Annotated in this window: 9 protein-coding genes; 7 read left to right on the plus strand and 2 right to left on the minus strand. The window is 36.4% G+C overall.

Going from position 1 to position 12,237, the window contains the following annotated elements:
* Nucleotides 1-154 precede the first annotated feature (154 nt).
* The 6 genes from FLB_RS06715 to FLB_RS06740 all read left to right on the plus strand — a co-directional run bounded on the left by FLB_RS06715 (nt 155) and on the right by FLB_RS06740 (nt 8,778).
* Complete coding sequence (locus FLB_RS06715) at nt 155-1,936, plus strand: AMP-dependent synthetase/ligase (protein ID WP_064715178.1); 1,782 nt, start codon at nt 155-157, stop codon at nt 1,934-1,936.
* Between the two features lie 295 nt (nt 1,937-2,231).
* Nucleotides 2,232-2,723, plus strand: a complete 492-nt coding sequence (locus FLB_RS06720; RefSeq protein ID WP_064715179.1) for a MarR family winged helix-turn-helix transcriptional regulator — start codon at nt 2,232-2,234, stop codon at nt 2,721-2,723.
* Between the two features lie 65 nt (nt 2,724-2,788).
* Complete coding sequence (locus FLB_RS06725; RefSeq protein WP_064715180.1) at nt 2,789-5,179, plus strand: 3-hydroxyacyl-CoA dehydrogenase/enoyl-CoA hydratase family protein; 2,391 nt, start codon at nt 2,789-2,791, stop codon at nt 5,177-5,179.
* Between the two features lie 52 nt (nt 5,180-5,231).
* Entirely contained in the window at nt 5,232-5,594 is a 363-nt protein-coding gene (locus tag FLB_RS06730; protein WP_064715181.1) for a four helix bundle protein, read from the plus strand.
* A 50-nt stretch (nt 5,595-5,644) separates the two neighbouring features.
* Nucleotides 5,645-6,826 carry an acetyl-CoA C-acyltransferase gene (locus tag FLB_RS06735; RefSeq protein WP_064715182.1) on the plus strand — a complete coding sequence of 394 codons (1,182 nt, stop codon included), beginning with the start codon at nt 5,645-5,647 and terminating at the stop codon, nt 6,824-6,826.
* 161 nt (nt 6,827-6,987) lie between these two features.
* Nucleotides 6,988-8,778, plus strand: a complete 1,791-nt coding sequence (locus FLB_RS06740; RefSeq protein WP_064715183.1) for an acyl-CoA dehydrogenase family protein — start codon at nt 6,988-6,990, stop codon at nt 8,776-8,778.
* 142 nt (nt 8,779-8,920) lie between these two features.
* Here FLB_RS06740 and FLB_RS06745 read toward each other — a convergent pair whose 3' ends face one another.
* Nucleotides 8,921-10,135, minus strand: a complete 1,215-nt coding sequence (locus tag FLB_RS06745) for a TCR/Tet family MFS transporter (RefSeq protein ID WP_064715184.1) — start codon at nt 10,133-10,135, stop codon at nt 8,921-8,923.
* A 36-nt stretch (nt 10,136-10,171) separates the two neighbouring features.
* On the minus strand, nt 10,172-11,236 hold the full coding sequence (locus FLB_RS06750; protein WP_064715185.1) for a hypothetical protein: 1,065 nt from the start codon (nt 11,234-11,236) through the stop codon (nt 10,172-10,174).
* A gap of 95 nt (nt 11,237-11,331) precedes the next feature.
* Between FLB_RS06750 and FLB_RS06755 the strand changes: the two genes are divergently transcribed.
* Nucleotides 11,332-12,225: an ABC transporter ATP-binding protein gene (locus tag FLB_RS06755; RefSeq protein WP_064715186.1), complete on the plus strand. Its 894-nt coding sequence runs from the start codon at nt 11,332-11,334 to the stop codon at nt 12,223-12,225.
* The last annotated feature ends 12 nt before the right edge of the window (nt 12,226-12,237 follow it).

The following is a 12,237-nucleotide window of genomic DNA, read 5'->3' on the forward strand; positions in this document are numbered from 1 at the left end:
ACAAAAAAAACAACGCATTCAGTTTTTTAATGATTTTATGAAATCGATTTCGCTGAATAACACCCAATTAGTATTCAGAGCAATATTTAGTTTTTAAAAACCTAAAAACATAAGCATTTTTTATTTAATTTGCGACAAATTCAATTCATTTATAATGGTAAACATCACACGCCTTTTTGATTTTCCTTACTATCAATTAGAAAAATTCAACTCAATTCCCGATGCTTTGGTAACCAAGCAAAATGGAGTTTGGATCAAAACTTCAACCGAAGATTATATTGCAAAATCGAATACCATTTCTAGGGCTTTGATTAGATTGGGCATTCAAAAAAACGACAAAATTGCCATTATATCCTCGAATAACAGAACCGAATGGCACATCATGGATATTGGTGTACTCCAAACCGGAGCTCAAACGGTGCCGATTTACCCAACAATTGGCGAGGAAGATTACGAATACATTCTGAACCATTCTGGCTCTTTATATTGCTTTGTTTCAGATGTAGAAGTATACAACAAAGTAAAAAATATTCAAGCTAATGTTCCTTCTTTGAAAGGGGTATATTCTTTTAATGAAATTGAAGGTTGCGAGAACTGGTATTCACTTTTAACCCTTGGCGCAGATGCCAGTAATCAAGATGTAGTAAACGATCGCAAAAATAATGTGGGCACCCAAGATTTAGCCACCATAATTTACACCTCTGGAACCACTGGGAAACCAAAAGGAGTAATGCTTTCGCACCAAAATATTGTTTCTAATGTATTGAACAGTGCGCCTAGAATTCCGTTTGAACCCGGAAAAAATACAGCGTTAAGCTTCTTGCCTATTTGCCATATTTTTGAACGTATGATTTTGTACTTGTACCAATATTATGGTGTTTCAGTTTATTTTGGAGAATCAATTGAAAAAATTAGCGATAATATCAAAGAAGTACGTCCAAACGTGATTACAGCGGTTCCGCGTTTGTTAGAAAAAGTATACGATAAAATTTATGCTAAAGGAGCCGAATTAACTGGCATCAAAAAAGCCTTATTCTTCTGGGCTATCGATTTAGGATTACGGTACGAGCCTTATGGAGCAAACGGATTTTGGTATGAATTTCAATTAAAAATAGCCCGAAAACTAATTTTCAGCAAATGGAAAGAAGGTCTGGGTGGCAAACTTGATTTAATGGTTTCAGGAAGTGCTGCTTTGCAACCACGTTTATCAAGAGTGTTTGCCGCAGCAGAAATTCCTGTGATGGAAGGTTATGGTCTAACTGAAACTTCGCCCGTAATTTCTGTAAATGATGTGAGAAATAAAGGCTTCAAAGTAGGAACGGTAGGAAAACTAATCAACGGTGTAGAAGTAAAAATTGCTGAAGATGGTGAGATTCTTTGCAAAGGTCCAAACGTAATGATGGGCTACTACAAAGATGAAGAAAAAACAAATGAAGCTTTGGCTAATGGCTATTTCCATACTGGAGACATTGGCAACATCGATGCTGAAGGTTTCTTGAAAATTACCGACCGTAAAAAAGAAATGTTCAAAACCTCTGGTGGAAAATACATTGCTCCACAATTGATTGAAAACACCATGAAACAATCCCGTTTTATTGAACAAATTATGGTGATTGGCGATGGCGAAAAAATGCCTGCCGCTTTTATTCAGCCAAGTTTTGAATTCATCAAAGAATGGGAAAAACTACACGGTATTGAAGTGGGCAAAACCAACCAAGAAATCATTTCTAATCCAAAAGTAATTGCACGTATTCAGGAAGAAGTAGATCACTTGAACGCTAAATTTGGAAATTGGGAAAAAATCAAACGTTTTGAGCTAACACCAGACGTTTGGTCTATTGATGGTGGGCAACTTACTCCTACCCTAAAACTAAAACGTAAAATTGTACTAGAAATGTACCGTGATTTATACGATAAAATTTATGGTCAATCATAAATAGATGATTTTAAAAAAAACTAAAAGTCTTGAATTTAAAATTCAGGACTTTTTTTTGTGGGTGATTTTAGGAAAATTTCTGGATACAATTCATAAACTCCAATCGCTTTTGACCATTTCTCAATTCATTTTTCTTTTTGTTAGCAAAATTATAATGTATTGGGAAAAAAAATAGTTTTACAACCACATAAACTCCTGAAATAGAAAGGAGTTTTTTTATTTTTACAAAAAAAATAAAAAAATAATATGCATGCATAGTATTTTTTATATATATTTGAAATCGATATAGTAAACTATGAAAGACAAAACAATTGATTATGTTTTAAGAGCAACATGGCAAGCCGTTTCCAGAATGTATAACGAAGAAGCCGCGAAATATGATGCAACGATGGCAACAGGATTTGCCTTATTGAGTATTGATAAAGAAGAAGGAACACCATCGACTGCGTTAGGACCAAGAATGGGAATGGAAGCTACTAGTTTAACCAGAACCTTGAAAACTATGGAAGAAAAGGGGTTAATCTTTAGAAAGAAAAATCCAGACGACGGCAGAGGGGTTTTACTATATCTAACGCCTTTTGGAAAGGAAAAAAGAGAGCTTTCAAAAAATACAGTGCTAAAGTTTAATGAAACAGTTAAACAACATGTTTCGGAAGAAAAATTAGCGCACTTTATGGAGGTCGCCGAAATCATCAACGAATTGATCCTTGAGAAAAGCATTTTCACTTCACCAGAAAATGAAGCCGATGAAAATACAATGATGATGAGTAAAAATACCAAGCAGTAACTTACGGCTTGAAAAGCGACACAACAATCAAAAAATAAAATAAAAAAAATAAATAGTAACTAAGTATGAAACGCACAATTAAAAAAGTCGCAGTAATCGGGTCTGGAATTATGGGTTCTGGAATTGCTTGCCATTTTGCCAACATTGGTGTTGAAGTCTTGCTTTTGGATATTGTTCCAAGAGAATTGACGGATGCAGAAGCCAAAAAAGGATTAACTCTCGAGAGTAAAATCGTGAGAAACCGATTGGTAAATGATAGTTTAGCTACCGCTTTAAAATCAAAACCCTCTCCTATTTACAATCAAAAATTCGCTAACCGTATTAGTACTGGAAACACTACTGATGATATGGCCAAAATTGCAGGAGTTGATTGGATTATCGAGGTGGTTGTAGAGCGTTTAGACATCAAGAAATTGGTTTTCGAACAAATTGAAAAATTCAGAAAACCAGGTACTTTGGTAACCTCAAACACTTCTGGTATTCCGATTCACTTTATGAGTGAAGGTCGTAGCGAAGATTTCCAAAAGCACTTCTGTGGTACTCACTTTTTTAACCCTGCGCGTTACTTAAAATTATTCGAAATCATTCCTGGCCCACAAACTTCTACTGAAGTATTGGATTTCTTAACAGGATATGGCGAAAAATTCTTAGGAAAAACTTCGGTTGTAGCCAAAGATACTCCAGCTTTTATCGGAAACAGAATTGGAATCTACGGAATCCAAAGTTTGTTTCACTTGGTAAAAGAATTGGGATTAACTATTGAAGAAGTGGATAAATTGACAGGACCAGTTATTGGTCGTCCAAAATCGGCTACCTTCAGAACGGTAGACGTTGTGGGATTGGACACCTTGGTTCACGTTGCCAACGGAATCTACGAAAACTGTCCAACCGATGAGCAACACGAATTGTTCAAGCTACCAGATTTCGTCAACAAAATGATGGAAAACAAATGGTTGGGAAGCAAAACAGGTCAAGGTTTCTACAAAAAAGAAGGCAAAGAAATTTTATCTTTAGACTTAGACACTTTAGAATATCGTGCTGCAAAAAGAGCTTCTTTTGCTACTTTGGAATTGACAAAAACAATTGACAAACCCATCAATAGATTTAAAGTTTTAGTAAAAGGAAAAGACAAAGCGGGTGAATTCTACAGAAAAAGTTTTGCTGGAATGTTTGCTTATGTTTCGAATAGAATTCCTGAAATCTCAGACGAATTATACAAAATTGACGACGCTATGAAAGCTGGTTTTGGATGGGAAAATGGGCCATTCGAAATTTGGGATGCCATAGGTGTTGAAAAAGGAATTGAAATCATGAAAGCTGAAGGTTTAGCGCCTGCTGCATGGGTTACCGAAATGATAGCTGCTGGAAACACAAGTTTTTATACTGTAAAAGAAGGCGCTACTTATTTCTACAATGTTCCAACCAAATCACAAACTAAAGTGCCTGGTCAGGATGCATTCATCATCTTGAACAACATTCGCGAAACCAAAAAAGTATGGAGCAACAGTGGCGCCATTATTCAAGATTTGGGAGATGGTATCTTAAACCTAGAATTCCAATCTAAAATGAATACTATTGGTGGTGATGTATTGCAAGGCATCAACAAAGCAATCGATCTAGCCGAAAAAGAATACCAAGGTTTGGTTATTGGAAATCAAGCAGCAAACTTTTCTGTTGGAGCCAATATTGGAATGATTTTCATGATGGCTGTAGAGCAAGAATATGACGAATTGAACATGGCGATCAAAATGTTCCAAGATACTATGATGCGTGTACGTTACTCCGGAATTCCAGTAGTAGTAGCTCCTCATGGAATGACATTAGGTGGTGGTTGCGAAATGAGTTTACATGCTGACAAAGTTGTAGCTGCAGCTGAATCTTACATTGGATTAGTAGAATTTGGTGTAGGTGTAATTCCAGGTGGTGGTGGATCAAAAGAAATGGCGTTGAGAGCGTCTGATTTGTTCCGTAAAAACGACGTAGAATTGAACGTACTTCAAGAGTATTTCTTAACAGTGGCTATGGCCAAAGTATCTACATCTGCTTATGAAGCTTTTGACTTAGGTATTTTACAACATGGTAAAGACATAGTGGTAGTCAACAAAGATCGTCAGATTGCTGAGGCTAAAAAACATGCTTTATTGATCTCCGAAGCTGGTTACACTCAACCAATCCGCAGAAAAGATGTAAAAGTATTAGGAAAACAAGCCTTAGGAATGTTCTTAGTAGGAACTGACCAAATGCAAGCTGGTAAATACATCTCTGAACACGACAAGAAGATTGCCAACAAACTGGCTTATGTAATGGCTGGTGGAGACTTATCTGAAGCGACCTTAGTATCTGAACAATACTTATTGGATATTGAAAGAGAAGCTTTCTTATCACTTTGTACAGAAAGAAAGACATTGGAGAGAATTCAATTCATGTTAACTAAAGGAAAACCGTTGAGAAACTAGATTGAAGTACAAAGAATTAAGTATTAAGTATTAAGTATCAAGACCTAGAAACATGCATCAATTTGAAAAGTTAAAGATTTGGCAAAAAGCAATGGATATAGCTGTAGATGTTTACAAAGTCACTTCAGAATTACCCTCTGATGAGAAATTTAACTTAACACCTCAAATTAAAAAATGTGCCGTTTCTATTCCATCAAATATTGCTGAGGGCTCAGGAAGAAACTCAAATAATGAGTTTGTGCATTTTCTTGGTATTACAAATGGTTCTACTTATGAATTAATCACTCAATTAATGATTTCAAAACGCTTAGAATTAGTTGAAGAAGTAAAAATTACTCCAATCATCCATAATTTAGTTGAAGTGAGTAATATGAATTTTGCCCTTCAAAAATCTCTAAAAACTAATAACAAATAACGATTGGAAAATCTTAATACTTAATTCTCCAATCTTAATACTTTATAACAATGAAAACAGCATATATAGTAAAAGCTTATCGTACAGCCGTAGGAAAAGCACCAAAGGGAGTTTTTAGATTCAAACGCCCTGATGAATTAGCAGCAGAAACCATTCAATATATGATGAATGAGTTGCCTGATTTTGACAAAACTCGTATTGATGACGTAATGGTTGGAAATGCCATGCCAGAAGCTGAGCAAGGTCTAAATGTCGGGCGTTTAATCTCTTTAATGGGATTAAAAGTAGACGATGTTCCTGGAGTTACCGTAAACAGATATTGTGCTTCAGGTTTAGAAACTATCGGAATGGCAACTGCCAAAATCCAGTCTGGAATGGCGCATTGCATCATTGCAGGTGGAGCAGAAAGTATGAGTTATATTCCAATGGGAGGTTACAAACCAACTCCAGATTACAAAGTGGCTGCAGCTGGTCACGAAGATTACTACTGGGGAATGGGATTGACTTCTGAAGCGGTGGCTAAACAATTCAACATTTCTCGCGCAGATCAAGATGAGTTTGCTTTTCAATCACACAATAAAGCCTTAAAAGCCCAAGCAGAAGGAAAATTTGACAACCAAATTGTACCTATTACAGTTGAGCAAACTTTTATCAATGAAAATGGTAAAAAAGATACCAAATCGTATGTAGTCACTAAAGATGAAGGGCCTAGAGCTGGTACTTCATTGGAAGCCTTGGCAGGTCTACGTCCTGTTTTTGCTGCCGATGGAAGTGTAACTGCTGGTAACTCTTCTCAAATGAGTGATGGAGCTGCTTTCGTTTTGGTAATGAGCGAAGAAATGGTGAAAGAATTAAACATTCAGCCGATTGCTCGTTTGGTAAACTTTGCTTCTGCAGGTGTAGAACCAAGAATTATGGGAATTGGTCCGGTAAAAGCGATTCCAAAAGCCTTAAAACAAGCCGGATTGACACTAAATGACATCGATTTGATTGAGTTAAATGAGGCTTTTGCTTCTCAAGCTTTAGCAGTAACTAGAGAATTGAACTTAAATCCTGACATCATCAACGTAAACGGTGGAGCTATCGCTTTAGGTCACCCTCTAGGTTGTACAGGTGCTAAACTTTCGGTTCAATTATTCGACGAAATGAAACGAAGAGGCAACAAATACGGAATTGTTTCTATGTGCGTAGGTACAGGACAAGGAAGTGCGGGTATTTTTGAGTTGGTATAAAAGACCCCCTAGCCCCCAAAGGGGGAACTCCAAAAACAATTCAAAAAATAAAGTTCTTTAAAAAAGTATAATCACATCTTTAACTTTATCAAGGTTAAAGAATTTAAAAACCTACTGACCCCTAGTAGGAATTCCCCCTTTCGGGGGATTAGGGGGCTACTATGAGCAATAAAACAAGAGGTGGTCAATTCATCGTAAAAGAAACAAAATGTGAAGATATTTTCACACCAGAAGATTTTAATGAAGAGCAGTTAATGATGCGTGACTCTGTAAAAGAGTTCGTAGACAAAGAATTATGGGCGCACAAAGATCGTTTTGAGAAAAAAGATTACGCTTACACTGAAGAAACTATGCGTAAAGCTGGTGATTTAGGATTCTTAAGTGTTGCGGTTCCCGAAGCTTATGGCGGAATGGGAATGGGATTTGTAAACACGGTCTTGGTATGTGATTATATCTCTGGAGCTACTGGATCATTTTCAACTGCATTTGGAGCACACACAGGAATTGGAACTATGCCAATTACTTTGTATGGAACAGAAGAACAAAAATTAAAATACGTTCCAAAATTGGCTTCAGGTGAGTGGTTTGGTGCGTATTGTTTGACGGAACCAGGAGCTGGATCGGATGCAAACTCAGGAAAAACAAAAGCAGTTTTATCTGAAGATGGAAAATATTATTCTATCACAGGACAAAAAATGTGGATTTCAAACGCAGGATTTTGTTCGCTTTTCATTGTTTTCGCTAGAATTGGCGATGACAAAAACATTACAGGTTTCATCGTAGAAAACGATCCAGCTAACGGAATTTCTATGAATGAAGAAGAGCATAAATTAGGAATTCGTGCTTCTTCTACTCGTCAGGTATTCTTTAACGAAACCAAAGTTCCTGTAGAAAACATGTTGTCTGAAAGAGGAAATGGATTCAAAATTGCAATGAACGCCTTGAACGTAGGACGTATCAAATTAGCAGCGGCTTGTTTGGATGCACAAAGAAGAGTGATTTCTGGTGCAGTAAACTATTCTAATGAAAGAATTCAATTCAACACTCCTATTGCTCAATTTGGGGCTATCCGTTCTAAATTAGCTGAAATGGCTACTTCATGCTATGCTGGAGAAAGTGCTTCCTACCGTGCTGCTAAAGATATCGAAGACAGAATCACAGAACGCGAAGCTGCTGGTTCTTCACACCAAGAAGCAGAATTAAAAGGGGTTGAAGAATATGCTATCGAGTGTTCTATCTTGAAAGTAGCCGTTTCTGAAGACGTTCAAAACTGTTCTGATGAAGGGATTCAAATTTTTGGTGGAATGGGATTCTCTGAAGACACTCCTATGGAAAGCGCTTGGAGAGATGCTCGTATCGCTCGTATCTATGAAGGTACTAACGAAATCAACCGTATGTTATCAGTAGGTATGTTGGTTAAAAAAGCCATGAAAGGTCACGTAGATTTGTTAGGGCCAGCTTCTGAAGTACAAGCGGAATTAATGGGAATTCCTTCTTTCGAAACACCTGATTATTCTGAATTATTTGCTGAAGAAAAAGAAATGATTGGCAAATTGAAGAAAGCATTCTTAATGGTTGCTGGTGGAGCAGTTCAAAAATACGGTCCAGACTTAGACGGTCACCAACAATTACTAATGGCTGCTGCAGATATCCTTATCGAAATTTATATGGCTGAAAGTACCATTTTGAGAACAGAAAAATTAGCTAAGACAAAAGGTGAAGCTGCTGTAAAAGGACAAATTGCTATGGCGCAGTTATACTTGTATAAAGCAGTAGATATCATTACTCAAAAAGGAAAAGAAGGAATCGTATCTTTTGCCGAAGGCGATGAGCAACGCATGATGTTAATGGGACTTCGTCGTTATACTAAATATACTAACATGCCGAATGTGGTAGGTTTAAGAGAAATTATTGCCTCGCAACTAGTAGCTGAAAACGCATACTGTTTCTAAGATTTTTTTAGTTTTTATTTGTTTAAAAAAGTCGGCTTGTGTGGTACAAGTCGGCTTTTTTATTTTTAGAAAAAAAACCGAAAATTCGCAAATTACTATTTACCAAGAATGGCAAACAATCTGCAAATTTGCGGTACTTTTTCTAACCTTTTTTCTTAGATAATGTTCGATAGGAAAGATAAAAACTAATCAAAGTCAGGCATGAAGCCAAGAAAAAAGGAGCGCCAGGCACATGAAATACACTATCTTTTGCAGTAGCGAAAGCAAACAGATTGGTCATTAACAAAGGGCCAAAAACGCCACACAAACTCATTAAACTGGTAAGTGCGCCTTGCAATTCACCCTGTTCATTAGCGGGTACTTGGCTCGAAATAACACCTTGTATACTTGGCCCAGCAATTCCGCCCAAACAATATGGAATCAAAAAAGCAAACATCATCCAGCTTTCTGAAGCCAATCCAAAAAGTAATAATCCAAGGGCTGAAAAAGACATCCCTAAGTAAATGGATTTGACTTCTCCCAAACGAGGAATAATCTTCCGAATCAAAAATCCTTGTACAAAAGCGACTAATACTCCGACTACGGCAAGAGAATACCCAACGATTTCTGGTGTCCAATTGAATTTATAAATAGTGTAAAAAGACCAATTAGATTGTACTGCATGTGAAGCAATAAAAGTGAGTACCAATGAAATTACCAATCCTGAAACTACAGGATACTTTTTCAAATTCTGCAAAGAGCTAATTGGATTAGCGCGCTTCCAATCAAAAGCTCTACGATTAGCTTTGGATAAGGATTCTGGCAAAACAAAAAAACCATACATCACATTCAATAAAGTAAGACCCGCAGCAATCAAAAAAGGAACATTCGTCCCCCATTTACTACTTATTCCTCCAATTACAGGTCCAATAATAAAACCCAAACCAAAAGCGGCTCCGATTAGTCCAAAATTCTGTGCTCTTTTTTCGGGTGAACTAATATCTGCAATGTAAGCAGTAGCCGTACTAAAACTCGCTCCCATGATTCCCGCAATAATTCTGCCCACAAAAAGCCAAGCAATAGTTGGCGCAAAAGCATGAAAAACATAGTCCAACCCTAGGCCAAAAAGGGACAACAATAATATAGGTCGTCGCCCAAAACGATCACTAAGTCCTCCTAAAATCGGCGAAAAAATAAATTGCATCATAGCAAATGAAAACAACAACCAACCTCCATATTTTGAGGCTTCATTGATTCCGAGTCCCGTAAGATTTTCAATCAATTTTGGAACAATAGGAATAATTATCCCCAAACCAATAACATCGACTAAAACGGTAATAAAAATAAACAGTAAGGCATTATTGGTTGATGTCTTCATATAAAAGCAATAGAATTAAGAAAATAAAAATAGCATTTAAAAACCAGCACGCATGCTATTCATGTTTTTAAAATTTCGCGTAATAAAATCAAAGACCGCCGTCATTATACCCCCCATAGATTTTGCATTTTTAAAGTTCAAATCGTGGGTATAGTTATACAGTTCCAATTTAAGTGTATTCAAATGTTCAACTGGCGCTAAGGTCTCCGCAGACATAATTTGTACCAATCGTTTTATTCTGTTTTCCGAAGAATGTACTCTTTTGGCCATAGCTGAACGCTCTTCATTTTTGTATTGCTCAATAGAACTTTCTTGTAATTTCTCTTTTACCAACATAACCATGGGATAATTTTCTTTAAAAAACTGAGGACGATACACTTTAAAATTTCCTTCATAACACTGCTGATCAAAATCTATAGCGCGAATTTTATAGACTACTTGATCAAAATCATGTGTGGGCACAATTACATAATTATAAGCGCGCATGTCGCCCAAAAGCCGAATCATACATCTTTCATTAAACTTTACAAACTCTTTTGCAATTTGAGCTTTGGCGGTTTCGGTGCAATCTTTCAAAATTGTTTTCATAAAAACATCTCCTGGAATTCCCATAATATGTTCTTCGATCAAAGTATCGTTATACACCAAAAAATTGATTTTATCAGGCGATAAAATATGTTCAAATTCTAAACCATATACCCTAGAAGCATCTGCTTTTTTGATATAAAAATGTGTATAATTGTCGTTGAGAATGTTTCGTACTTTTACCCGAAAGGGTTTTGAATTACCAAAAGTGCAATAATCTATCGAATCGACATTGAGGAATTTGATGATATTCAAATTTCCATCAGAATGTAAAAGAGAATAGATTTTCATTAAAGTCAAATCGATTTCTTTGCGTTCAAACTCGTTATAGTATACCCGAATCCATAAAGTATCGTTATTATTTTTATCGTAGACGTTTATAGAACCTGAAAAACGCAACAAATCATCATAAAAAATAGGGACTTTAGAAATGCGTTCAAATCGTTCTAAGTATTCCATCAAAGGTTTATTGATGGGATATGTGGGTTTTTTAAAAACCATTAATGGCTCACTCATAAATCTGTCTTTTATACAAATTTACGGTATTTTCTATTTTATAAGTAACAAATATCAAATTGGTTCGTCCTACAAGAAACTAAAAATTAATACCATTGGAAACCATTCTAACCATCAAAAACCTCAACAAACGCTATGGAAGAATTCAGGCGTTAAAAAACGTTTCTTTTGAAATCAAAAAAGGGAATGTTTACGGCATTTTAGGCCCTAACGGAAGCGGAAAATCAACAACTTTGGGTATCACCCTCAATGTGGTAAACGCTACCTCTGGAGAATACCAGTGGTTCGACGGTGCTCTCGAAACACACGAAGCACTAAAAAAAGTTGGCGCAATCATCGAACGACCTAACTTCTACCCGTACATGACTGCCTACGAAAATCTCAAATTAGTCTGCAAGATAAAAAACATCAGTTATGCTAAAATAGAAGAAAAACTAGAACTAGTAGGCCTTATCGAGAGAAAAGATAGCAAATTCAGCACCTTTTCTTTGGGAATGAAACAACGTTTAGCGATTGCATCAGCCCTGCTCAACGATCCCGAAATTTTAATTCTAGACGAACCCACTAATGGTCTAGACCCACAAGGAATCCATCAAATTCGCGATATAATTAAGAAAGTGGCCAGTTTAGGCACCACTATTTTATTGGCTTCGCATCTTTTGGACGAAGTCGAAAAAGTATGTTCGCATGTGATAGTTTTGAGAAAAGGAGAAATTTTGTATGCTGGTTTAGTAGACGGAATGGCTGCTAACGAAGGCTTTTTCGAACTTGAAGCGGATGATAATGCAAAACTTAAAACAGTCCTTGCTTCACATCCATCAGTGGATAAAATTGTAGCAGATGAAAACAAAGTATTGGTGTATCTAAAAAGTGAATTGAAAGCATCGGATTTGAATAGGTATTTATTCGAACATGGTATTACGCTAAACCATTTGGTCAAACGAAAAAACAGTTTGGAAGAGCAATTCTTAGCATTAACCAAAAAATAGTTTTTTTTTCTC

Source organism: Flavobacterium succinicans (genome assembly GCF_001662485.1).
Classification (GTDB): domain Bacteria; phylum Bacteroidota; class Bacteroidia; order Flavobacteriales; family Flavobacteriaceae; genus Flavobacterium; species Flavobacterium succinicans_A.

What these genes read in the sequence shown, in the direction of transcription:
- FLB_RS06715 (WP_064715178.1), top strand. Translation starts at nt 155, where the DNA reads ATGGTAAACATCACACGCCTTTTTGATTTTCCTTACTATCAATTAGAA.
- FLB_RS06720 (WP_064715179.1), top strand. Translation starts at nt 2,232, where the DNA reads ATGAAAGACAAAACAATTGATTATGTTTTAAGAGCAACATGGCAAGCC.
- FLB_RS06725 (WP_064715180.1), top strand. Translation starts at nt 2,789, where the DNA reads ATGAAACGCACAATTAAAAAAGTCGCAGTAATCGGGTCTGGAATTATG.
- FLB_RS06730 (WP_064715181.1), top strand. Translation starts at nt 5,232, where the DNA reads ATGCATCAATTTGAAAAGTTAAAGATTTGGCAAAAAGCAATGGATATA.
- FLB_RS06735 (WP_064715182.1), top strand. Translation starts at nt 5,645, where the DNA reads ATGAAAACAGCATATATAGTAAAAGCTTATCGTACAGCCGTAGGAAAA.
- FLB_RS06740 (WP_064715183.1), top strand. Translation starts at nt 6,988, where the DNA reads ATGAGCAATAAAACAAGAGGTGGTCAATTCATCGTAAAAGAAACAAAA.
- FLB_RS06745 (WP_064715184.1), bottom strand. Translation starts at nt 10,135, where the DNA reads ATGAAGACATCAACCAATAATGCCTTACTGTTTATTTTTATTACCGTT.
- FLB_RS06750 (WP_064715185.1), bottom strand. Translation starts at nt 11,236, where the DNA reads ATGAGTGAGCCATTAATGGTTTTTAAAAAACCCACATATCCCATCAAT.